Below are 23,321 nucleotides of genomic sequence, written 5' to 3' on the forward strand. Positions count from 1 at the left end.
TTCCGCTGGCCGAGCGGGTGCTGCTGGTGGCCGTGTACTACCGCACGAACCTCACCATGCGGCAGCTCGCCCCGCTCTTTGGCTGCTCACCCGCCACCGTCTCCCGGGTCATCCAGCGCCTGCGACCGTTGCTTGCGCTGGAGCCGGCGCCCAGGCCGGTGCCGGGCGTCGAGCGGTTATGGATCGTGGACGGCACCCTGATCCCGGTCCGGGACCGTAAGGTCGCAGCCTCCTCACGCAACTACCGGTTCTCGGCGAATGTGCAGGTCATCATCGATGCCGACACCCGCTTGGTGGTGGCCTCGGCCCGGCCGGCACCCGGCAACAAGGCAGACGCACACGTCTGGCGCGCCTCGGACCTGCCGGCCGTGGCGGCAGGCACGACGGTGATCGCGGACGGCGCCTACCTGGGCACCGGGCTGATCGTCCCGCGTCGGTGTGTCGGCCGCGGGCGCTCGGCCCAGAAGCCTCTGCGCCCGGAAGCTGCGCCCATGCGCCACCACACGGTCACCGACGGCGATCCCCTGGACACGGGCGCCGACGGTGCGTATCCGGCCGCCGCCCTCCATGCCCAGGGCGGCCGGGGGACACGGGCCGACATCCCAGCCGCTGTTTTCAGCAGCCTGTCCCACGGCCCCACGCCAGCGGCCTCGACCTCGATGAGTACCTGGCCGGTGCTGGACGCCGGGGGCTCGGAAAGGTTGAGGAGGATGACCTCCCTCGCCCCGGGCGCGGAGACTCCGCTTGCATTTCACTCCTCGTCCTTTCGTCAGGTCGGGTTACCGGGTGGCTGCCAGTCCTGTGCGTACGGCCGCATCGAGGGCCCCGGACCGGGGAGCGAGGGTGTCAGGTGGCGGTGGTCTACGACGTCTTCTGGTCGCGCTGGTAGGCGGCGAGGAGGAAGAGCCAGATCTCACTGACGGTCGGGAAGCAGGCGACCGCATGCCTGAGCCGTTTGAGCGGGACCTCGCCGGCGACCGCGATGGTCGCCGAGTGCAGGAGTTCGCTGACACCGGGGCCGACGAAGGTCACTCCGAGCAGGACCTCCCGGTCGAGGTCGACGACCAGCCGGGCGTGGCCCCGGTAGCCGTCGGCGTAGAGGTTGGCGCCCTGGGCGGCGTTGAAGTCGAGGTCGACGGTCTTGATGCGGTACCCGGCGCGCTCCGCCTGTTCGGCGCTCAGGCCCACCGCGGCCGCCTCGGGGTCACTGAAGAACACCTGGGGTACGGCGTGCTGGTCGGCGGTGGTGGCATGGTCGCCCCAGGGCGTGTCGTCCAGCGGGCGGCCGGCGGCCCGGGCGCCGATGGCGTCGCCTGCGGTCCGGGCCTGGTACTTGCCCTGGTGGGTGAGCAGGGCACGGTGGTTGACGTCACCGAGGGCGTACAGCCAGTGGCCGTCGACCCCCTGCACCAGGCAGGTGGTGTCCACGTCCAGCCAGGAGCCGGGGGCGAGGCCGACCGTGTCCAGGCCGATATCGTCGGTGGCGGGGGTGCGGCCGGTGGCGCACAAGACCTCGTCGGCCTCCAGCTCGCCGCCGTCATCGAGGGTGAGCGTGACCGGCCCCTCGGGGTCCGGGCGGCGCAGGGCGGTCACCTGCACGCCGATCCGCACATCCGCGCCCGCCTCGCTCAATCCCCGGGCGACCAGTTCGCCGGCGAAGTGTTCCATGCGGGGGATCAAACGGCGCCGGGCGAGCAGAGTGACCCGGGAGCCGAGGCCCTGCCAGAGAGTGGCCATCTCGATGCCGACTCCGCCGCCTCCGATGATGGCGAGGCGAGGGGGCACGGTGCTGGACTCGGTGCCCTGCCGGCTCGTCCAGGGACGGGCCTCGGCGAGGCCCGGGATGTCGGGCAACGCCGGCCGGCTGCCGGTGGCGATGGCCACCGCGTGCCGGGCAGTGAGCGCCTGCCGGGCGCCGTCGCCACGGGTGACGCTGACACATCGGGGCCCGTCGAGACGGCCGTGGCCACGGAAGAGGTCGGCTCCGATGGACTTGAGGAACAGAGCCTGTCTGGTGTCGTCCCAGTCGGAGACAGAGCGGTTGCGACGGGTGAAGACGCCATCGGCGTCGACCCGACCGGTGATGGCCTGCCGGGCACCGTCCACGCGCCGCGCGTCGGCGAGCGCGATGACCGGCCGCAGCAGCGCCTTACTGGGCACGCATGCCCAGTACGCGCAGTCACCGCCGACCAGTTCCCGTTCCACGACCGCTACGGAGAGGTCGGCGGTGCGGGCGCGGTCGGCGACGTTCGCACCGGCCGGGCCTGCGCCCAGCACGACCACGTCGTAAGGCGCTCCTGTCCGGTTTTCATGCGATTCGCTCATGTTCTTCCTCGCATTCCTGGGAGTGCCTGACGACGGTCGAGGCGGTGGTGATGCTGCCCGTCGGGCCTGCTCGGTCGGGCCTGGGCGGGGGCTCCCCGACCAGGCCAGGGCGCGTCGGTCAGGCGTCGGTGTGCGGGGTGACGACCGGCCATTCGGTGTCGGTACCCGGCGAGGACGTTGAAGTAGTTGGTGAGGATGTTCAACGCCAGGCCTTGCTAACAGACGTCCCGATGTCTCATCAAAGGTATGCCACACCGTAGTTGGCGGCCCACTCATGCTTCAGGTCGTCCTCGTTCGCGTGCCCGAACGTGTATGCGGGAGAGTCCACCCGCAGCGCCCGGTCCACCCTGATCAGTACGGCCTCGTGGCACGGGTAGATGGGATCGCCGTGGGTGTTCAGCACCCACTGGCGGGACCAGTCGTACACCGGGTCGCCTTCCCCGCGGATCTCGGCCGTTCCCTTGAAGCGATACCCCCGCCGGAGCAGGAAGTCGATCACGTTGACCTCAACCCGCGGATTGCGCCGCAGGTTCTCCACCGTGTTGGGCGAGGCCATGTTCATGAATACCAGGTGATCGTCGTCGTAGACGCGCACGGACCCCTTCGGCGAGAGGTTCGGAGAGCCGTCCTCGCAGACCGTCGCAACGAACGCCAGCTTGGCGCTGGTGACGATCTGCCGCATGTCCTCAGTGATTATTCCCATCGCTCCTCAACCTTTCCTGCCACGTCTGCGTGCTCCGCCCTCCTGGGCCGTCACGACGCAGACCTTTTCGAGTGCGCCCACAACAGGCCGATGGCCTGGTCCGCCGAAGCCCCGGCGCTCGCTCCGCGCTGTTGCGCGCCCTCCCCGATCGCGTTGGGCGCCCGTGCCCGCCGACACCCCGGTCAGTGATCACATCCGCGCGGACGGCCGTTCTGGGGACCGTGTCCCGGAGCCCGGAGCCCGGAGCCCGACCGGCGATCGGCGCTCCCTCCCCCACGGTGCCACCGCGAGCCGGCCCGACCGCCTGATGTGCCCCGCGCCTGGTGGGTACGGCCGGTGCCATGAGTCGGTGTCAGGACGGGACGGCGCCCCGTCGTGGACGTGCTCAGGTCAGCACGAGCACGAGCTTCTTGCCGCCGGCCTGCCCGGCGGACACCTGGGCGAAAGCGGCCGGCCCCTCACTGAGCGGGAGCGCTTCCACGTTCTGCTTCAGCTTTCCCTCCACGACCGCCTCCGCCAGATGGGCAAGCTGAGCGGCATCAGGCCGGACGTAAAGGTCCGTGCTGGTGATACCACGCTCCCCCGTCGGCGCGTCCGAGGTCAGCGACACCAGACGCCCACCGTCCCGCACCAGGGACAGCGCGGCCTGCGCCGTACCACCAGCGGCGATCAGCGCACCATCGAACCCACCACGAACCCGACCCGCCCAATCCGAGTCGTGATAGTCGACAACCTCCAACGCACCCAGACCACGCAGGCGCTCAGCAGCCGAAGCAGACGCCGTCACCGTCACCTCGATCCCCCGAGCAGCAGCAATCTGCAACGCCAGCACACCGGTCGCCCCACCACCATTGGTGATCAGAAGCCGTTGCCCCCGGCTGAGCCCCAGCGCCTCCAGCGACTGGTACGCCGTGAGCCCGGCAACCGGCAGCGCCCCCGCCTGCACCGGATCCAGCCCCGCCGGGCAGATCGCAGCACTGGCCGCAGTGATCAGCACCCGCTCAGCCCAGAAGCCACTGCCCCCGGGCAAGGGGGCCTCATGCGCAAGCACCCGGTCACCGACAGCGAAGCCCTCGACATCGGGACCCACAGCCACAACCCGGCCCACGCCCTCTACACCCAGCGCCGCCGGCGGACGCAGCCCCACATCCCAGCCCGCACCGTTCAGCAACCGATCCCACGGACCGACACCGGCCGCCTCCACCTCCAGCAGAAGCTGACCAGCACCAGGAGCCGACGGCTCAGGCACCTCGAGGAGGACGACGTCCGCATCGGGTCCGGACACTCCGCTTGCCTTCATGATTAATCCCTTCACTCGGTCCGGCCGACGGTAGGTACAGGCCGGCCGCCATATCTTCACTCTGGGGTTTCCGCGCTCAGCTGGGCGTACCGACCGAGCTGGCGGAGGGGATGTCGATGTCGGTCTGGTTGACGTTGTTGAGAAAATTGGTCAGCAGGGCCTGCACTGCGACCGTGACGATCGCCAAGATCTGCGGGTCGGTGTAGCCGGCGCCGCGCACAGCCGCGAGGTCTGCGTCGCTGACTCGCCCGCGGCTCTCCACCACCCGTTGAGCGAAGCGAGCGACTGCGGCGCGCTTGGGGTCGACCGAGCTCCCGGCGCGAGCCAGGTCGATGTCGTCGCTCGACATTCCGCTGAGTTCGGACGACACGTACGTGTGAATCGCCAGGCAGTAAGCGCAACCGTTGGCCTCCGAGACCGCGAGCGCGATGGTGTGCCGCGTCTTCGCGTCCAGAACGCGACTCATGGTGCTCTGCAGCGTCACGACGGCGTCAAGAACGGTCGGGTTCGAGGCGATGGTCTTGAACATGTTCGGGACGAAGCCGAGCTGTCCGCCGATGTTGTCGAGGATGCCTTGCGCTCCCGCGGGGACATCGTCGGAAGAGGGAACGTTCAGTCGCGACATAGCGAATCAACCTCCGGTAAGCGTGCGAGTAGTCGCCGAGCCCAGTCGAGCCGAGCATTTTTTGGGCTTGTCGGCCCACTTCTCAGAGCTAACACCGCCCAAGACTGGGCTGTCAAGCCCACCCTGCGGTATCGTGCGACGTATGGAAGCCACGACACGAGCTCGGGTGCCTCGCAAGCTCACGGACAAGGGCCAGGCGACGCGTACCCGGATCCTGGAGCATGCCGCGGAACTCATCTACACGAAGGGTGTCCACGCGACGAACAACGAGCAGCTCCGTCGCGCAGCCGGCGTCAGCGGGTCACAGCTCAACCACTACTTCCCGACCAAGGAGAGTCTCGTCCTGGCAGTCATCGCCTGGCAGGCCGATCGCGTCCTCGCATTCCATCGCAGTGAGCGATTCGCCTCGTTCAACGATCTCGACGCTTTTCGGGAGTGGGCGGATTTCTACGTCGGCTACGAGCGCGCCTACCAGGAAGGCTGCAGCCTCGGCTCCCTCGCGAGCGAGATCATCAAGACTGACCTTGACGTTCACGATGAGCTCGCGAGTGCGTTCGATCAGTGGCGGGACATCTTCCGCGACGGGCTGCAGCACATGCAGCAACTCGGCCGCATCAGCACTGACGCGGATCCGGCGCAGCTGGCCAATCTACTTCTCTCCGCATTCCAGGGCGGCAGCCTCCTCGCTCAGGTCGCTCGGGACATCACCCCGCTGAAGGACGCGTTGCAGGCAGCCATCGACTACGTGCAGACCTTCGTGAGGTCTCCCGAAATCGACGTACTGCAGGTTCGCTAGCCGGCGACGGTCTGAGACGGCCCATCGAACGTGAGAAGGGTCGTATCCTCGACGGCGGGCCCATGCGGCAGTCGGGCATCCGACTCATGAGGCGGACGCGCGAGACCGTCGTGGTGCGTGCAGATCTCCGCGATTGTGCGGCTTGTCGTTCAGCAAGGTCGCGGCCCCATCCGAGGCGACGTCCCGGGAGGCGGGTACGGCGCGTCTCCCGGGCCTGTGATGCGGTTCGATGTCGATAAACATGCATGTCACGCCAGCCTCGTAGCCGAGGTGGTCGGCCCTGCGGCGCGGCCGCGCGCTCACGTCCTCCGCCACGCCCCGAAGCGAGTACGTACGGGATCTCCCCTACGAGCGGGCGCGTAGGGGAGATCGCCGAAGCGCCATACCTGAGGAAGGACGGTCGCTGCCTCTGGGCCCTCCTTACCAATGAACGCGGATGATCGTCTTCCCATTGATCCGCTCGGTAGGGTTGAAGGCGGCCACAGCATCGTCGAGGGTTGCGACTTGGCCGATGTTCGTCCGTAGCTGTCCGTTCTTCACGCGCCGCGCGATCTCACTCAGTTGGGCGCGATCGGACACGACAACGAAGTCGATCGCCCGACCGTTGGCCGGCCGCGCCTCGGGCGGCCCGGCGACAGTCACCAGCATTCCCTCGGCTCGAACCAGACCTGCGGACCGCTTCCCGATGGCACCGCCGAAGACATCGAATACCAGATCGACGCCGCCGACATCTTCCAGCGCGTCGTTCTCAAGGTCGACGAACTCCTGAGCACCGTAGTCGAGCGCCAGCTGACGATGGGCAGCGCGTCCGGTACCGATGACGTAGGCGCCGGCCTCACGTGCGAGCTGTGTCGCCATCGAGCCGACCGCGCCGGCCGCACCGTGCACAAGGACGCTCTGCCCCACCCCGAGGTGGCCGTGCTCGAACAGCCCCTGCCACGCGGTCAGGCCAGTCATCGCGACGCCCGCACCTACCGTGAAGTCAACGTCGCCAGGCAACGGCGCAAGGTTGCGCGCCTCGACGACGACAAACTCCGCCAGGGTCCCGTCGCGGGTCCAGTCGGTGAGGCCGAAAACCCGCTGTCCGACCGACAGCCCCGCCGTTCCATAGCTGAGGGCGGTGACTACACCGGCCACCTCGTGGCCCGGGATGGACGGCGTGCGGTCACGGCCGAGGCGATCGATCCAGGTCGAGGGCCACTCCAGCTCATCCCCAGTAAAGCCTGACGCATGAACTTCCACGACGACATCGCCGTAGTTCGCGCCTTCAAGACTAGCGAGCCCCACCGTGTCCGGATCGGGTCGCTCCACTAGCTGCATCCCTGCCGTTCCCGCGGCACGGTCCGTCACCACGATCGCTTTCATCTGAATACCTCTCTCCGTAACAGCCCTCGTTCACCTGCTGCACGAGATAACGGGGGATCTCTGTTCTCTCCGCGTCCAGATGGACGAACCCGGATGGTTGTCTTCGCCTTGTCCCGTTCGGTCGGGTTGAAGGCGCCGATGGCATCGGCGGGGGTCGAGGCGCTGCCGATGCTCGTCTGCGCTGACCATCTCCGGACTCGCCGAACGACTCAAGGCACGTTTGAAAGACGGACGGCTACATCAAGTCGCGCTCGAGCGCGGCGATCTGCTTCTCGTCGTCCGGCCCGCCCGCGGGACCGTGCTGGTGGTCCGGTCCGTCTGCGGGTTCGTGCTGTGGGTGCGCGCCGGAGCCCGGAGGAGCACCGTTCGACAAGCATCAGCGGTGATCCCGTGCTGCGGCGCTGGTCGGCAGGGTTCGACAGTGCGAGCAGCGCGAAGCCCTGGGTCTGACGTGGTCAACGTGCCCGCGCCTGGGCGCCACACCTCCCGATCGGAGCCTGTCATGTCGAGCACCGAGAGGCCTGCGGTAGGCCACGGCGACCGCGTCAATGCAGCCGACATCGCGGAAGCGGCGACGAGGGCACCATTCACCTACACCGACGGGGCACTATAGGTGTTCACTCACGACGGGCGCACCACCTACGTCGAGAAAGGGAGCCAATCGTCCGGAGAGTTGGGAGTAGACGATCAAGGGCGGTTTTGGTCTTTCTGGCCACCCACCTACCGTGCCACCTACGACGTCTCGTGGATCACAGGTGCCGATGGCGATGTCGCCAGCGGTGAATCGCGGAGGGACGTCCGAGGGACGGTACCTCCGAGTTCGCCTGATTCCCGGGACGAGGCCTACCCTCGCGTTCTTCTTGCGAGAGATCTCCGTAGAGGCTGTATCCGTTGTATTCCCAGAATAGGCGCTCCGGTCCCAGAAGCCCGGGTCGTTGTCTGACCTCGTCATGCCTCGGGTCCACGTGGCGCCCCGTGGGAGACGGCCCATACTGTGTGCCCGACATGCGCCCACCCTGGTGGGCACCCGCCCGAGCCCGGTACGGGAGCCCTGCTACGGATCTACCGATACAGTAGGCCGTGCTTTAGTGGACGTTAAGTCCGTTTCTGGTAGCGGCCTCGTCCGGGTTGGGTGAGGAAGCCTTGTCGGGCGAGGCGTCCGAGGCGGCTGCGGGTGACGTTGACGGTCGCCTCGTCGGTGGGCATGCCGAAGAGTTCGTGCAGCTCGCGGGCTCGGAATGCCCGGCCGGGGTGCTGGTTGAAGGCGTTCACGATGACCTGTAAGCGGTGTTCGCCTCGGGCGGATCGGGCTTGGTCCCGGGCGGGACGCGTTCGGCGATGACCTTCCGGGTGGTGGCCAGGTCTGCAAGTCGCGCTTCGGTCTCGGCCCGGGCGGCGGTCAAGTGGTCAATCTGGTCGCGTAGTTCGCCGGCCCGGGCCATGGTTTACCGAGTGGATCACCACCGCCCGGCCGTGGACCTGACCCACCTGCGCAGCCTTACCAACGGCCTCGAAGTCGACAGGCCCGCTGTAGATGCCGGCCTCACATTGCCCTACCACAACGACCGCACCGAAGGCGCCAACACCCGCACCAAGAGAATCATGAGACAGATGCACGGACGCGCCGGATTCGACCTCCTCCGCCACCGCATCCTCCTGCCCTGACGGACACCCAGCGTCACCACCGACTACGAGTCAGAGCCAGATTCCTGATAGACCCCTAGAACAAGAGGCCCGGGCTTCGTATCAGGCTCACACGACGTCGTCTGACGTTGTGTACACGCGAAGATGCTCGACCGCGGCGTACAGCGCGTCACGCAATGGCGCTACGTCGCGGGCGATCTGCGCGAGCAGGCTGCCTCCCTGGTAGGGGGCGATCAGCATGTGTGCGAGTCGCGCCGGATCCGCCGACGCGTCGATTCGTTTGTCATATTGCATCCGCTCGAGTCCCGCTCGGAAGATGTCCCGCCACTCGGCGAAGATGCGAGTGAGGTCGTCGCGGACATCCAGATCGGTCTTGACGATCTCGCTCGCGAGGGATCCGAGGCTGCAGCCGTTCTCGAACGGGCGACCGGAGACGACGACGAAGTCCGCCCACTCCTGGTACGCCTGGATCGTGTCGAAGCCGGCGAACCGTTCGCTTCGGTGGAAGCCGAGCACGCTCTCGGCCTGCCAGTCGACGACGGCGCGCACCAGGCTCTCCTTGTTCGCGAAATAGTGGCTCAGCTGCGAGCCGCTGTCCCCCGCTGCTCTTCGCACCAGCTCGTTGTTCGTCGCGTGGACCCCCCTGCGTGTAGCTCAAGTCCGCGGCGTGCTCGAGGATGCGACCTCGCGCCGCCAGCCCCTTGCCCGTGCGCCGGCAAGATCACGCGATCCATCGTTCATCTGCATGTCACCACCCTGTTCCGCGGACTGGGCTCAGTGGCCCAACATGAACACGGATTGGGCTTGACAGCCCAATCATTGTCGCGTTCACTGTGAGTGGGCTGAACAGCCCAGACTGATACCAACCCGAGGACGCCACCATGTCTCGTCTCAGCACGCCCGAGCTCACCGACATCGACGCCAAGACGCAGGGCACGCTCGAGGCCATCGCCAAGCAGTTCGGCTTCGCTCCGGGCATGTTCACCACGCTCGCCGCCAACCCGACCGTCCTCGAGATCGTGATGGGCCTGCAAGGCGGCATCGCCAAGCTCCTCGACGCGAAGACCCGCCACACGATCGCGCTGGCCACGTCCCACTCCAACAACTGCGACTACTGCTCGGCGCTGCACGGATACATCTCCGCGAACCTCGGCGGCATGTCCACCGAGGAGATCGAGCTGGCCCGCACCGGCGGCTCCACCGATCCCAAGCGTGCCGCCGTAGCTCGCTTCTCCCAGCAGGTGATCGAGACCCGCGGTCAGGTGGGCGACAAGGACATCGCCGCGGTCCGCGAGGCCGGGTACACGGACCCCGAGATCCAGGCGATCGTCACCGTCGTGGTCGTCACGCTGCTCACGAACTACCTCAACAACGTCAACGAAACCGTCGTCGACATCCCCGGTGCGGGCGCGTAACCAACGACGTCGCGACCGCGTCGACTGGCACGGAGGTCGCCCCAATGAAAGCGACGTTCACCACGTACTGACGTGAGTCCAACGCCCAGAAGCCGCCTCCTGCACCCGATCTCTCTGACAACGAAACGAAAGCCAACCATGGATCTCGACAATCTGATCACCAAGCACCTCACCCGCTACTTCGACCCGAACAAGAAGATCCCGGAGGAGACCTTCCAGCTCCTGCTGCGCTACCTACGCACGTCGCCGACGACGATCAACATCCAGCCGAACCACTTCCATGTGCTGGAGTCGCAAGCCGGCAAGGACAAGCTTGCGGACGCTCTCGTCGGCCGCTTCGCGGACAACGCGGAGAAGGTACGGAACGCGTCGCACGCGATCGTGTTCACTACCCGCAAGACGATTCCCGACGAGCACTTGCAGGAGATCTTCGCGAAGGAGCGCGCGGACGGTCGCTTCGCGGACCCGGAGATCCAGAAGGGGTGGGAGGCTGGAGCGTCCAACTTCGTGGAGATCCAGTCGGAGAACTATGGCGGCGACGTGCTCCACTGGCTGGAGAAGAACACGTACCTCGTGGTCGGCGCGACCATGATGGCCGCCGCTTCTCTCGGAGTCGACGCCACCCCGCTGGAAGGGTTCGACCGCGCGACGATCGACGAAGCGTTCGGCCTCACCGACACCGACTTCACCACGACGCTGCTCGTCGTGCTCGGGTACCCGGACGAGACGCGCGTCTCTCGCCAGCCGGTCTCTCGCTTCGACGCCGAAAAGATCTTCACCCACATGTGACGAACTGAGCGGGTGCGCGATCGGCGCGCCTGCTCCGTTCTGCGTAACTCGACTGTCCGGCGCCTGCACCTCTCCTCGACGGACGCCGGGCAGTCGACCTCTACCGACCTCGAGGAGGCCAAGATGCACACAGACAGGACAGTCCAGAAACCGCGCGGCCGCGTGCGCCGCAGAGCTCCCGCGTTCAGAGCACACGCACCAGTTCACCGGCGACTGGGAGGTGTGGAAAGTCGGTGGCAAGGTGTTCATGCTGCAGACATCGATGCCTGGGGAGCCGGTCGTGATCCTCAAAGCCGATCCCTCAGATGCGGACACTCTCCGCGCGTCGCACACGAGCATTTCTCGCGGCTACCACATGGACAAGAAGCACTGGATCACCACCAGACCTGGTGCGGATATCGAGCAGGCGTTGGTGGACAACCTCGTGACCGAGTCATACCTGCTCGTCGTCGCGGGCCTTCCCAGACAGAACCGCCCGGTCGACCCCGACACTTTCAGCTTTCTGCCGTCGGCCGACTGACCGACGCGGCGCCAGACAAAAACAAAGCCGGCTCTTCGCCGATCCGGTGGGGATCATGGCGTGAGGCCGCTGGCGGCTAGTGCAGCAGCGCATCGATCTTGCGAGGGCCATGCGGCTTTGAGCGGGGTTCCGTCGTAGGTCCAGCGGAACGGTCGGGCCTCGTCGTCGTAGGCGAGAGTGAACTCGCGGATCTGGTCGATGAGGTCCTGGCGCGAGGTGAACTCACCGCGCCGCGGCAGGGCGGCGGGGGGCCAGGATCGAGAAGAAGATCTCGACTTGGTTGAGTCACGAGGCGTGTTTGGGTGTGTGGTGGACGGCGAACCTCGGGTGTGCTGCCAGCCAGGCCCGGGTCGCCTTCGGGACATGCGACAACCCGTTGTCGAGGAACAGGTGGATCGTGAGCTTCGGGTCGATGGACTGGTCGAGCATCCGCAGGAAGCTGATGAAGGTGGCCGAGTCGTTGCGGACGATGTCTTCGACCAGGACCTGACCGGTGTGCACGTCCAGGGCCGCGATAATGGAGGCGGTGCCGTGGCGTCGGTACTCGAACTCGCGCCGCTCGATCTGGCCGGGCTTCACCGGGCGGCTCGGATGGCGGCGGCACCTACCCCGCAAGATCAATGCGGCGCTGCACTAGCTTCAAGAGGTCTTCCGTCTGTTAGGTCGGGGATCACGGTGTGGGCATCTGCCGCGCGCAGTTCCTCAGCGGAGCTACCTCGCCTGCCAGCGCAGCACGGTATGCGGAGTGCCCAGCAGCTTCAGCACTGACGCGTCAGCAGGCGTAGCCAGCCGAGCAGGAGGCAGCCGAATCGGTAGGCCGACCGGAACGTCACGATTCCCAAACGTGCGCCGACGGGCTCACGAGCGCTTTCGATGTGATCACACCGTGGCCCTCAAGTCGCAGCAGCTCAGCCTAGGTGACAGGATTATCGGCACCCACAGGGCTGAGTGCACCGACCGGATGCTCGTCTACAACGAGTAGCACTTGCGGCACGCCCTCACCGAGTACGCCGAGCTCTACAACACCGCACGCCCCCACCGCGCGCTGCACCTTCGCACAACAACCGACGAGCCGGACGTCATCCCCTTCGCCCCAACGGATCCAGCGCCACGACGTCCTGGGCGGACTCATCCACGAGTTCCGCACCGCCAGCTGAATAAGATCACGACAGACAGCGAAAGCCCTGGTCAGACAGGGTACGGGACTTTTAACCCTGCAGGTGGTTCTCCTGTCGTGCCCTCTCAGGCCGACCCGCCGAAGCGGGGCGTCTTATCCAAGGCTGGCAGAGTGGGGAGTCGCTGCGTGTGCCGGAGCCGTCGCGGAAGACGTCCCGCCACCGATCAAACGCACTCACGCGTGAACGTCAAGGTCGGGCTTGATGATCTCGCAGACCAGGGAGCCGAGGCTGCAGCCTTCCTGGTGGGCGTGCTCGTAGCCGACGTAGAAATCCGCCCACTCCCGAAACGCGTCGAGATCGTCGAAGGAAGCGAATCGCTCACCGCGATGGAACGCGAGGACGCGATCGGCCTGCTGGGCGATCACGGCCAGGACCGGACTCTCCTTCGTCGGGAAGTAGCGGTTCAGCTGCGACCCGCTGGCGCCGTCCGCGCGACGGAGCTGCTCGTTGTTCGTCGCGCGGACACCCTTCCTGTAGATGAGTACCGCGGCATGCTCCAGGACCGGCGCGCGTCGCCTGATCCTTGTCCGTGAGCTTGCGAGGAACCCGTGTTCCCGTCGTGGCTCCCATACGTCACACGACTCCAAGACTGGGCTTGACAGCCCAGTCTTGGATGGTGTTGTGTTACCTCTGAGAACTGGGTTGCCAAGCCCAAAAATGCTCGGCCTGGCCTGGGCTCGGCGACTACTCGCACAGCTACCGGAGGTTGATCCGTTATGTCGCGACTGAATGCGCCCCCTCTCGACGACGCAGATGTGTCACCAGTGATCAACCGGCCTCGCCAGGGCAGAACGCCCCGGCTGGCATTCTCATCTGGGATCGTCTCCCTGGTGGCCTCGTTTGCCGCGTCGGCCGCACCGATCCCCCTGTTCAACACCTACCGGGCCGAGGACGCGTTCACCAACGCCGGCATCTCGCTGGCCTTCGTCACCTACTCCGTCGGCATTATCGCCGCACTGTTGGTGCTGGGACGGCTGTCCAATCATCTGGGCCGACGGCGCACCGCGATCGCTAGCCTCGGCCTGCTCCTGCTGGGCTGTCTGCTGCTGCTGAACGTGCACGACATCGGCACTCTGCTGGCCGGTCGGCTCCTGATGGGCGTCGGTACGGGGTTGGCCAGCAGCAGCCTCACCTCCTACATCGTCGACGCCGCGCCCACCAGGCCGGCATGGTTGGCCTCCGTCGCGTCCAGCCAGGGACCCATGCTCGGCCTCACCCTCGGCGCCATCGCCGCCGGCGCCCTGGTCCAATTCGCCCCCTGGCCACGCGAGCTCATCTACCTGGTTTGCGCCGGTCTCCTCGTACTGTCTGCCGCACTCATCGTCGTCAGCCCGGAGACCGCGAAGCCGACGCCGGGCGCTTGGCGATCACTGCGGCCCCGGGTCCGCGTACCGGCTCGGGTCAGGCGTCTGCTCCCTGTCGCGGCCGTGGTGTTCGTGACCGCCTATGCGACCGGGGCTTTCTACCAGTCCTTCATGCCCGCACTGGTCGAAGATCAACTCCATACCCGCAGCCCACTCATCCTCGGACTGGTGTTTGCCTGCTACATGGCCCCCAGCGTTCTCGGCGCTCCCATCGGCGGCCGGTTCACACCAGCGGCAGCCCAACGCATCGGCATGATCATCGTCCTGATCGGATGGATCGGCATCATTACAGCCATCGCCATCGGCACACTGCCGTTGTTCATCGCTGCAACCATCGTCACCGGCGTCGGTCAAGGCATCGCTGTCAGCGCCGCCACCCGCGGCCTGCTGCACGGCAGCGCCCTGGCCGACCGGGCGCCGATCTTCAGCGCGGTCTACCTCCTCTGCTACAGCGGCGCCGCCTTGATCAGCCTCATCTTCGGCCAGCTCTCGAACGCCTTTTCACTACCACAGATCGCGCTCGGATACGGCGCCCTTGCCGTTATCGCCACCCTTTTCACGGTCCTCGCCGCACGCAACCCGCATACGGACCCGACCAGTCAACGGCGAGTAATCACATGACGAACCTCACCGTCAGAGCATTGCTGACGTGCCGTGCCATAGCCAGAGGTTGTCCCGTAAATGATCTACGAGTCGCCTCGGGCGAGGTTGCCTGCAGTGGCCCGTGTGCCTATCCGGCGAGGGCGAGGTTGTGCATCCGTGCGATGCCGAGCATGGCGTGATGGACGCCGTCGCCCCTGAAACGGCAGTCGCGGAGGACCTTCCAGGTCTTCATACGGGCGAAGACGCGCTCGACCCTGGCGCGCACCTGCTTGTGGGACTTGTTGTGCTCCTCTTTCCAGGCCGGGAGTTCGGCCTGGCCTGGCTGCCGACGGTGCGGGATGACGAGTCCGGTGCCCGGGTAGCCTCCGTCGGCGACCGTGAGGGTCTTGCCGACGGCAGCCTTGGCACCGGACTCCTCCCACGCCTTGCAGTCGTTGCGATTTCCGGCGAGCGACCGACCGACCACGACGACCAGTCGGGTGTCGGCATCAAGAGCACGGGGAGTGGTTCTGACTTGCAACGATAGGACTTAACCATCAAGAGGCGCATGTGTCCTCGCCACGCTCCGCGACACGGCCACCCCGCTGGGCCGACGTCGTGCCGGGGTGATCGCCGGCCCGGGCGGGGGGCGCGTTCGCGACGAGGGGTTCGTGAAGTGGGCCGAGGGCGTCGTGATCGGGGCGCGTCGCTCTACTGCTCCTGGTCGCCCTCCGGCCGCCAGGGGCCGCGGGAGGGCGCGAGATCTTGACGCACGCGACAAACATCGAAGAGTGCAAGCACACGCTGAAGGTACGCGACGGGGCGGGTCCAGGCAGGCTGGCTCTGTACTGCCAATGCCTCAGGATCGGGCCGCTCTGCTCCCGGGCGTGGCGTGGCGGTTCAGGTCAGGCATCGGGCGGCCATCGCTGCCTATCAGCTCGCCGCCGAGGTGTCCGGCGTGCGTTGTTGCCGTTCGTCGTACGGCGAGCATGGCGGCATCGTCGCGGAGGGCCCCGCCGGTGTGGGCCAGGAGGTCGTGCTGGACGCACTCAAGGAGCGTGTCGGGATGGCACTTGGTCCACTGGGCGAGTCGCTCTTCCAGGGGGTAAAAGGCGCCGCTGCTGTCGCGGGCCTCTGCGAGACCGTCGGTGTACAGCAGGAGCGTGTCACCAGCCTCGAACGGGAACGTGTGAGAAGTGCGAATGTCCTGCGTCAGCCCGCACAGGCCCAGGGGCGGCGCTGCGGAACTCGGGACACTCGTCACCTGCCCCCGGCTGATCAGCAGGGGCGGAGGGTGCCCGCAGTGCGTCAACCGCGCCACAGAGCCATCGTCGGGGATCTCCAGCAGCAGCGCGGTGATGAAGTGCTCCTCAGCCTCGTCGTCCGAACCGAGGAACTGGGCGGAGTAGCGGCACGCACTGCGGTCCAGGGCGCTGGCGAGCGCCGGTAGTGTTGCGTGATGGTGAGCGGCCTCCTGGAATGCGCCCATCAGCGCAGCCGCCTCACCCACTGCGTTCAGTCCCTTCCCCCTGACGTCGCCGATGAGCATGCGAGTGTGGTTGCCGGTGTGGGCCACGGCGTACAGGTCACCGCCAATACGGGCTTCTTTCGCGGCGGCCAGGTACGTGCAGGAGAGGTGCAGAGTGCCCAGCCGGCGGGGCAGCGGGCGTAGCAGCGCCCGCTGCGCGGCCTCGGAAACGGATCGCACCTGTGCGAGCTCAGCTCTGCGCCGGTCACGCACCAGGCAGACGATCACGGCCAACATCGAGAGGATTGTGAGCCCAATGATCTGGCAGATGTGGTTGGGCGTGGTCAGGCCCCCGTGGAAAACGGCGATGACTACCTGAGCCACCACTGCTAGTACGCCGATCAGTCCGGTCAGCCAGACCCCACCCATCGCCACGGTGATGGCAGGGGCTACGACCAGCAGCGGACCGAGGTGGACGGTTTCTGGGGTGTGGATGTCCACGACTGTGATCGCGATGATCAACCCGATGGGAATCAGCACCAATGCCCGGGTGGCGTGCCACCGCTGCCATGTGACGGCGAACCGCTGGCCAAGGTGCATATGTCCAATGTGCACCTTTCGCCTGTGCGGCGCCTCGATCGGACGGAGCGGACAGCGGTAGACACGCCGTTGGCCAGGTGAGGCTCGCCCCGAACCCCTCGCCTTGCAAGCCGGCTCGCGAGTCGTCGCGGAAGGATGCTTCGTGAATCTCACGCCAGCCTCGAAGGTGCCGAAACGCTGCAGCACACTGCCCGTCAGCAGGCCAGCCCGCCCACCGCGGCGGCCACCCGGTTGCGCCGGGCAAGGCTCATCGCCGTAACCGCTCCGCCCAGGGTGAGGTACTCGGACGCCTTGCGCAGGCGATGCGGACGGCCGGTGGTGTACGCCTCGGTCACGAAGCCGGGACGCCGGTCGATGAGCCGGGAGGCGACGACCTCGGCCGCCGCGGCGGATCCGGTGAAGACGAACGGCAGCTCGCGGTGGGCGTCGTTCCACGCGGGCACCGCCGTCCGCGAGAGCAGAGCGGCTGTGTAGGAGGTGACCCCGGGGGCGAGCAGGGCCGCGGACAGCCCGGCCGGGCGGACGGCGAGGTGCAAGCACCGCCCGGGGGGGGAGGCCCGCAGTGCCGCCGACAGCATCTCCGCCGCGGCGCGGCTGGGCGCTGCGGGACTGCACCTTCCGCATCCCGCGGGCTACGTGTGCCCCCTGGTGGGGCCCAACAGTGCCGGGAAGACGACCTCCGATGTCCATGGTCGCAGACCTGCTGTCCCCAATGATCGCGGACTCCCCTACCGGCCGACTGGGACACCCTGGAACACGCCCAGAGAATGGCGTACCTGGCTTGGCGTGACCAGCTGCTCTTTGACATTCCCGAACGGCGAGGGCCCTGGCCGGCGGATGCCGACCAGGGCCCTTTGACGACGGTCAGGCTATGCCGACCGGTCTACTGCTCAGCCGTCGTTCTCCGCAGACGGGAGGTTGGCGCCGGGGACGTCCTTGGGCGCGTACATCTTCTTGTCACCCGGGTAGGGCTTGTTGAAGTTGTGGGTGTCGTACCAGGTGTAGCGGTCCATCTGCTCGTTGTTGGCGTAGTCCGGCACCGCGTTATCGCCGGTCAGACGCTGCTTGGAGAGCCACTTCTTCCACTCGTCGGCCAGCGGCTGCTGGGCGGCCGGGATCGCCACCGAGGTGGGCGCGGCGGCCGCCGCCGGGTTCTGCGGGGCCGGGGTGTCCACACCACAGGACGGGGCCGGGCTCACGCCGAGAGTCAGCGAGGTCCGGTTGGCCACGGCGTTGAACGGCGTGAAGTCGGGCTTGTTCGTGAACGCGTCGGCCATCGGGGTGGCCGCGGTGTCCATCTGGTTCATCGGGTGGATGCCGAGGATCTGCTCGATGGTGCGGACCATCGTGACCTGCGAGTAGTAGTGGCTGTCGACCGTGCCGTGGTTGGCGTACGGGCTGATGATCTGGATCGGGGCGCGGTGGCCGTCGACGTGGTCCTTGCCGGCCTGGGAGTCGTCCTCGACGATGAAGATCGCCGAGTCCTTCCAGTACTTGCTGTGCGTGATCGTGTCGACCATGCGGCCGACCGCGAGGTCGTTGTCCGCGACCTGGGCGGCGGAGTTCGCCGGGCCACCGGTGTGGTCGTTGGAGTACCAGAACATGTTCAGGTTGGCAGGACCGTTCTTCTTGAAGTCCTGCTCCCAGACCTGCTCCTTGTAGACGTCCGGCACGCTGGTGTCGAACTTCGGGAAGCCCTGCACCGAGACGTCGTTGAGCGAGGGGATCGCCGAGCCCGTCTTGATGGGGTACTTGGACGGCGAGCCGGTCGCGGCCATGTCCTTGCTGTCGCAGTACAGGTTCTGCCAGTTCGCACCCGACGGCTTTTGCTCCAGCGTCTGGAACTCGCCGTAGTCCTTGACGGACTTCCCGGCCGCCTTCGCACCGGTCCAGATGAAGCCGGACTTCTGGTGGCCGAGGACGTCGTCCTCGGTGTCGTAGGAGCGCGTGTACTCACCGGCGGAGGACTCGGTGTACTCCGGGTTGTCCGCCTGATTCAGCCAGTTGTGGCCCTCGGCGGAGTTCGTGCCGATGTCGTAGAAGTTGTCATACAGGCCGAACTGCTTGGCCAGCGCGTGCTGGTTGGGCGTGACGTTCTCGCCGAACGTGGTCAGCGAGGGGTCGCCGTTGCCCTGCGGGATGTCGCCGTAGACCTGGTCGTAGGTGCGGTTCTCCTTGACGATGTAGAAGACGTGCTTGATCGTCGAGGGGTCGCCCAGGCGCGCCGGGACCGGCACCGCGGGCACGTTGCCGTTGTTCTGGGACAGCTTGAGCGAGTCGCCGCTCCAGCCGTTCATCTGGAACACCTTGGGCGTGTACGACTTGATCTCGTCGTCGCTCGGCAGGGTGAACGTGGTCAGACTGGACGTGGTGTCGTGCGTACCGTGATTGGAGGGGTTACGGCGGGCGTCTATACCACGGGTGTTGGATATGACGATCTTCCCACCGACCTGGGCGATCTCCGAGGGGAAGTAGTCTGTCGGGAGCAGGCCGACGTAGCGGGCGGGCGTCGCCGCACCCGAGTAGCGGTAGACCGCGACGGCGTTGGCGCGACCCAGTGTCACCAGCAGACGGCCGTCGTCGGTGAGGGTGACGGCGTTGGGCTCGTAACCGACCGCGGACTCGGCCCACGGCTGGGTCGAGATGGTCTGGACGACCTTGTCCGTCTTGCTGTCGATGACGGAGACGCTGTTGTCGCCCGTGTTGGTGACGAACAGCACGCCGTTCTTCGCGTACACCGCAGTCGGGTGCAGACCGACGTCGATGCTGCCCACGGTGGCGGACGCGTCGGCGGTGTTGATCACGCTGACGGTGCCGGTGGTGGCGGCGCCGGTCTCCCGGTCGGCCGGCACCTGGGTGCCGTAGGAGTTGATCGTGGTCTCGCCGTCCTTGGCTGGACGGCCGCCCTCGTTGGAGACGTACAGCTTGCCGCCGACCAGCGCCAGGCCACGCGGGGCGGTGCCCGTGGTCCAGGTCTGCTTGATGGTTCCGGTGGCGGCGTCGATGGCGACGACCTTGTTCTGGCCGTTGACCGCGCCGTACACGGTGGAGCCGTCGGCGGAGAACACCGCGGCGCCGACGAGAGCCTGGTGCCCGCTGACGGTCGGGATGTTCACGGCGACCGGGTTGGCCAGGGTGCCGTCGGCGTTGACGGTGAACTTGGTGTAGCCGGTCGCCTGGCCCAGCCACAGCGACTTGCCGTCGGGCGAGTAGGTCGGGCCTTCCTGGCCCACGGCGCTGCTGCTGATGCGCAGGTTGTCGGCCGCGTTGGTGCCGATCTTCTGCGCCACCTTGCCGGTGGACAGGTCCATGATCACCAGGGCGGCGTCGCCGTCGGTAACCGAGGCGGCCAAGTGCTTGCCGTCCGGGCTGACGACCGACGACATGATCTTGCCGGAGTTGATGACCGTGCGGTCACCGTAGGGGCGGATGTACTGGTCGTCGGAGACGACCTGGCCGTGGTCGGTGACCTGGCCAACCTGCTGGGTGCCGAACTGTGCCGTCGAGGCGACCGCCGTGCCGGTGACACCGAGGGCGACCGCGATACCGGCGGTCACCATCATGGTCCGACGGCCGACGAGTCTGCCGAAGAGGTTGACCTGCTCCCTCTGCTGAACCCGGCGCTGTCGTGCAACCTGCATGGAACTATCCCTTCGAGGAGGTGTCGAGCAGTTCGACGTTGCCGTCGAACTGCCAGAGCGGATTCGGGGCGTCTCCCGTCGAAGTCCGCATTAGGAAGTAGCCGTTCACTTCCTTGGGACCGTCGCCGTCGGCCACGAACCGCCCGTCTGAGGTGATGTCGATCTGGTAAATCGCCGTCCCCGTGACTGCGACGCCTGGCAGATGCCAACTGACGACGCACCGCCAGTTGTTGCCTGCGCCCTCCTGTGCTCCCTTGCCCGCGCTCTTGGCGCATGTCGCCGTGGTGCGCAGTTGCGCCTCCGCGACGGCGGGGCGATGCAGTTGGTCGGTCTGCATGCGATAGAGGTGGGCGAAGGCCGTTGCGACGGAGCGCTGCACCTTGCCCTGCTCGATCCCGGAACCCATGGAAGATGTGGATACGGCTACTGCCGCGACGCTGAGGGCGGGCAGCCCCACCAGCGGCAGCAGCCCGACGGTGAGCGCGCGGCGCCCGGAACCGTCATAGGCGAGATTGGTGAAGTCCCGCCGCTGGAACAGCACATAGGCCAGCACGGTCGCAAGGACCGCCCACGCCAGGCTGACCGCGACGGCGATCAGCAGCGGGGCGAGCTGCGTGGGGCTGGTGAACAGGCCGTTCCAGGAGATGAAGGCGTAACCCGGCAGTGCCAGGCGCACCGCCACAGGCAGGGGCAGTATCTGCGTGACCTGCATGATGATGGCGACGAGCGCGGGCAGCAGCAGCCCCATCGGGGAGCGGCCCAGCATGACGGACCCGAGCAGTCCGATTCCGGCGAGGGCCAGCGTCGGGGCGAGGACGCAGACCCAGGCGAGCAGAACCTTGACCGCGGCGTCCTCCGGCGTCAGCAGGTGGCCGTCGACGCCGACCAGCGGATGGTTGCCCACCGTCAGGAGGCCGCCGATCGCGCTGGAGCAGGCCAGCCCGGCCACGAGCACCAGGATGACGGTGAGGCTGGCCAGTGCCTTCGCCGCGAAGATCCGTCGAGGCGAGCGAACCGCCACGAACAGGTGGCGCCAGGTGCCCAGCCGGTCCTCGGAGGCGAACACATCGCCTGCGACCACCGACGTCAGCAACGGCAGCGCCCAGGTCCCCGCGAAACCGAGCACCACCAGCGGCCCGGCCCACCCCGTGGCGTGCATCCAGCGCCCGAAGAGGGTGTCGGACGGGAGCGTGCTCTGCCGACTCACGCCGGCGACGAAGAGAGCGGGAACGATCCAGCAGGCGAGGACCAGCAGCCGGATCCGCCACTGGGAGACGAGCTTGACGAACTCGAAGCGACAGGCGCGGGTGACGGGGACGCGACGGCCCCGGGTCACCGGCTGGTGTTCCTGTTCCGGGCTCTGGGTGAGGGTCGCGGTCATCGGCCGGCTTCCTGCTGCTCGGTGAGGGCGAGAAACGCGGCTTCGAGCGGCGACACCACGGGAGTGAGCTCGCGCAGCGCGACGCCCTCCTCCACGAGCCGCACCACGAGGTCCTCGAGGGCGGGCACCATGGCGCGGACGACGAGCAGTTTGGCGTCGGCCTGGCGTACCCCCGCGTCGTCGACGACCCGGACCCCGGGCGTGTCGCCGGCCATCCGGCGGGCGGCCTGCGGGTCGGAGGTGAGCAGCCGGTAGTCGAGTTCACGGTTGTCGGCGGCCAGCTTGCTCAGCGGGCCGGAGAAGACGACGCGTCCGGTGGCGACGATGGTCACCTCGGAGCACAGCGCCTCGAGGTCGTCCATGTTGTGACTCGAGAGGACGACGGCGGTCCCGTCGGCCGCAAGCCGGTTGAGGACACCGTGCACGTGCTTCTTGCCCGCCGGATCAAGGCCGTTGGACGGTTCGTCGAGCACGAGCAGCCGGGGCTTGGTCAGCAGGGCGGCGGCGAGTCCGAGCCGCTGGCGCATGCCGAGGGAGAAGCCGCGCGCGCGGTCGTCGGCGACGCCGGTGAGGCCGACCTCGGCGAGTACATCGTCGATTCCCGCAGTGCGCGCCTCGTGGCCGCGCAGTGCGGCCAGCGCGGCGAGGTTCTGCCGCGGGGTCAGCGACGGGTAGAGAGCGGGACCGTCCACGAAGCCGGCGACACCGTCGGGAGAGTCGAGCGCCCGCCCGACCGGCGTCCCCAGGACCTCCAGACGGCCACTGTCGGCAACCGCGAGCCCCAGCAGAAGACCGAGCAGGGTCGTCTTCCCGGCGCCGTTCGGTCCGACCAGGCCGTGGATCTGCCCCTGCGTCACATCGAGGTCGATGCCGTCGAGCGCGACGACGTCACCGAAACTCTTCGTGACGCCGCGAGCCCGGATTGCGAGGAGTTGTTCCATGGGTCCCTTCCTTACAAAAGCCTTAAGGACCCTAGGGACTGATCACCCTGCTCAGGGGATGGGAAGTTGAATGTTGATGGAACATGAAACGACTTGACATTCGCGACGTCGCCGACAGACCGGAGTCAACCACGCTTCAGCCAGCTGCTTTGCGATTCCTTGATTACAGGTACCGGCGCAAAAAGGGGAAGTCGCGATCGCGAATGACGTTCATTACTGGGGGGTTGACTGAGAAGTATCCAGCACACCATCCTGCGAGACCTGCGCGGCGGCGGCACCATCCTGCTGCACGACTCCGACTGCACGTCCGCCACCGGCTCTTGGCGCAACACCCTGCAGGCACTGCCCGGCATCCTCGACGCCTGCCAGGCACGTGGCTGGCAGGTGGGCCCGATGCGCGAGCACGGTGTCCTCGGCCTGCCCAGCCCAGTCCCCTCCGGACACTGTCCATCTCACCCAGCGAACGGCCGAGCAGCGCAGGAGGAGCCGCCGGTCACCCCCTGGTGGGGCGACGCCGTAGGAGGGTGAGCGTCGGACCGAGGGCGAGGACGGCGTATCCGTGGGTGAAGGTGGTGACGGAGGCGACCGTCGCGACGAGCAATGGACCGCCCGCGTCGCCGAGTTCACGGCCGAGCTCGGCTGCGCCCATGGTCTGTCCGAGACGTTCCGCGGGAGTGCCGGCGG

Annotated in this window: 20 protein-coding genes and 3 pseudogenes; 7 read left to right on the plus strand and 16 right to left on the minus strand. The window is 67.2% G+C overall.

Going from position 1 to position 23,321, the window contains the following annotated elements:
* Positions 1-437: pseudogene (locus IE318_RS41585) on the plus strand (transposase family protein); the annotation flags it as partial.
* Between the two features lie 424 nt (positions 438-861).
* Here the strand turns inward: IE318_RS41585 and IE318_RS41590 are convergent.
* The 4 genes from IE318_RS41590 to IE318_RS41605 all read right to left on the minus strand — a co-directional run bounded on the left by IE318_RS41590 (position 862) and on the right by IE318_RS41605 (position 4,953).
* Positions 862-2,325: a dihydrolipoyl dehydrogenase family protein gene (locus IE318_RS41590; protein ID WP_189908062.1), complete on the minus strand. Its 1,464-nt coding sequence runs from the start codon at positions 2,323-2,325 to the stop codon at positions 862-864.
* Positions 2,326-2,563: 238 nt separating this feature from the next.
* Complete coding sequence (locus IE318_RS41595; protein ID WP_199923273.1) at positions 2,564-3,007, minus strand: pyridoxamine 5'-phosphate oxidase family protein; 444 nt, start codon at positions 3,005-3,007, stop codon at positions 2,564-2,566.
* 406 nt (positions 3,008-3,413) lie between these two features.
* Positions 3,414-4,328, minus strand: coding sequence for an NADP-dependent oxidoreductase (locus tag IE318_RS41600; protein ID WP_189908063.1), 915 nt, complete (start codon positions 4,326-4,328; stop codon positions 3,414-3,416).
* Positions 4,329-4,404: 76 nt separating this feature from the next.
* Positions 4,405-4,953 (minus strand): carboxymuconolactone decarboxylase family protein, encoded by a 549-nt coding sequence (locus tag IE318_RS41605; RefSeq protein WP_189908064.1) that lies wholly within the window; start codon positions 4,951-4,953, stop codon positions 4,405-4,407.
* A 142-nt stretch (positions 4,954-5,095) separates the two neighbouring features.
* Here IE318_RS41605 and IE318_RS41610 point away from each other — a divergent pair, with 142 nt between their 5' ends.
* A complete protein-coding gene (locus IE318_RS41610) occupies positions 5,096-5,749 on the plus strand; it encodes a TetR/AcrR family transcriptional regulator (protein ID WP_189908065.1) in 654 nt (217 codons plus the stop codon).
* A 420-nt stretch (positions 5,750-6,169) separates the two neighbouring features.
* On the opposite strand, the gene IE318_RS41615 is transcribed toward IE318_RS41610, so the two are convergent.
* Both IE318_RS41615 and IE318_RS45785 read right to left on the minus strand, forming a co-directional pair.
* Complete coding sequence (locus tag IE318_RS41615; RefSeq protein ID WP_189908066.1) at positions 6,170-7,114, minus strand: NADP-dependent oxidoreductase; 945 nt, start codon at positions 7,112-7,114, stop codon at positions 6,170-6,172.
* Positions 7,115-8,209: 1,095 nt separating this feature from the next.
* Positions 8,210-8,386 (minus strand): hypothetical protein, encoded by a 177-nt coding sequence (locus IE318_RS45785; RefSeq protein WP_229904122.1) that lies wholly within the window; start codon positions 8,384-8,386, stop codon positions 8,210-8,212.
* A gap of 175 nt (positions 8,387-8,561) precedes the next feature.
* Here IE318_RS45785 and IE318_RS41625 point away from each other — a divergent pair.
* Positions 8,562-8,779 (plus strand): annotated as a pseudogene (locus IE318_RS41625) (ISL3 family transposase); the annotation flags it as partial.
* 87 nt (positions 8,780-8,866) lie between these two features.
* Here IE318_RS41625 and IE318_RS41630 read toward each other — a convergent pair.
* Positions 8,867-9,307 (minus strand): LmrA/YxaF family transcription factor, encoded by a 441-nt coding sequence (locus IE318_RS41630; protein WP_229904123.1) that lies wholly within the window; start codon positions 9,305-9,307, stop codon positions 8,867-8,869.
* A gap of 332 nt (positions 9,308-9,639) precedes the next feature.
* On the opposite strand from IE318_RS41630, the gene IE318_RS41635 reads away from it, so the two are divergent.
* The 3 genes from IE318_RS41635 (at position 9,640) to IE318_RS41645 (ending at position 11,482) form a co-directional block, all read left to right on the plus strand.
* Positions 9,640-10,173 carry a carboxymuconolactone decarboxylase family protein gene (locus IE318_RS41635; protein ID WP_189908067.1) on the plus strand — a complete coding sequence of 178 codons (534 nt, stop codon included), beginning with the start codon at positions 9,640-9,642 and terminating at the stop codon, positions 10,171-10,173.
* Between the two features lie 138 nt (positions 10,174-10,311).
* Positions 10,312-10,962 (plus strand): nitroreductase family protein, encoded by a 651-nt coding sequence (locus tag IE318_RS41640; RefSeq protein ID WP_189908068.1) that lies wholly within the window; start codon positions 10,312-10,314, stop codon positions 10,960-10,962.
* A gap of 52 nt (positions 10,963-11,014) precedes the next feature.
* A complete protein-coding gene (locus tag IE318_RS41645) occupies positions 11,015-11,482 on the plus strand; it encodes an MmcQ/YjbR family DNA-binding protein (protein ID WP_189908078.1) in 468 nt (155 codons plus the stop codon).
* A 285-nt stretch (positions 11,483-11,767) separates the two neighbouring features.
* On the opposite strand, the gene IE318_RS41650 is transcribed toward IE318_RS41645, so the two are convergent.
* Together IE318_RS41650 and IE318_RS45790 are read right to left on the minus strand one after the other, a co-directional pair.
* Positions 11,768-12,061 (minus strand): transposase, encoded by a 294-nt coding sequence (locus tag IE318_RS41650; protein ID WP_189908069.1) that lies wholly within the window; start codon positions 12,059-12,061, stop codon positions 11,768-11,770.
* A 772-nt stretch (positions 12,062-12,833) separates the two neighbouring features.
* A complete protein-coding gene (locus IE318_RS45790) occupies positions 12,834-13,025 on the minus strand; it encodes a hypothetical protein (protein WP_229904124.1) in 192 nt (63 codons plus the stop codon).
* A 351-nt stretch (positions 13,026-13,376) separates the two neighbouring features.
* Between IE318_RS45790 and IE318_RS41660 the strand changes: the two genes are divergently transcribed.
* Positions 13,377-14,645, plus strand: coding sequence for an MFS transporter (locus IE318_RS41660; RefSeq protein ID WP_189908070.1), 1,269 nt, complete (start codon positions 13,377-13,379; stop codon positions 14,643-14,645).
* A gap of 109 nt (positions 14,646-14,754) precedes the next feature.
* Here the strand turns inward: IE318_RS41660 and IE318_RS41665 are convergent.
* From IE318_RS41665 to IE318_RS46925, 7 genes and pseudogenes are all read right to left on the minus strand, one after another.
* Positions 14,755-15,120: pseudogene (locus IE318_RS41665) on the minus strand (transposase); the annotation flags it as partial.
* Positions 15,121-15,465: 345 nt separating this feature from the next.
* On the minus strand, positions 15,466-16,674 hold the full coding sequence (locus tag IE318_RS41670) for a PP2C family protein-serine/threonine phosphatase (RefSeq protein WP_189908071.1): 1,209 nt from the start codon (positions 16,672-16,674) through the stop codon (positions 15,466-15,468).
* Positions 16,675-16,868: 194 nt separating this feature from the next.
* Positions 16,869-17,210 (minus strand): hypothetical protein, encoded by a 342-nt coding sequence (locus tag IE318_RS41675; protein ID WP_189908072.1) that lies wholly within the window; start codon positions 17,208-17,210, stop codon positions 16,869-16,871.
* A 354-nt stretch (positions 17,211-17,564) separates the two neighbouring features.
* Entirely contained in the window at positions 17,565-20,315 is a 2,751-nt protein-coding gene (locus IE318_RS41680) for a bifunctional YncE/alkaline phosphatase family protein (protein ID WP_189908073.1), read from the minus strand.
* 4 nt (positions 20,316-20,319) lie between these two features.
* Positions 20,320-21,696 carry an ABC transporter permease gene (locus IE318_RS41685; protein WP_189908074.1) on the minus strand — a complete coding sequence of 459 codons (1,377 nt, stop codon included), beginning with the start codon at positions 21,694-21,696 and terminating at the stop codon, positions 20,320-20,322.
* Entirely contained in the window at positions 21,693-22,637 is a 945-nt protein-coding gene (locus tag IE318_RS41690; protein ID WP_189908075.1) for an ABC transporter ATP-binding protein, read from the minus strand. The genes IE318_RS41685 and IE318_RS41690 overlap by 4 nt, the downstream gene beginning before the upstream one ends.
* 493 nt (positions 22,638-23,130) lie before the next feature.
* Entirely contained in the window at positions 23,131-23,286 is a 156-nt protein-coding gene (locus IE318_RS46925; protein ID WP_229904126.1) for a hypothetical protein, read from the minus strand.
* Positions 23,287-23,321: the final 35 nt, after the last annotated feature.

Origin of the sequence: Streptomyces spiralis (genome assembly GCF_014654675.1) — a bacterium.
GTDB lineage: Bacteria > Actinomycetota > Actinomycetes > Streptomycetales > Streptomycetaceae > Streptomyces > Streptomyces spiralis.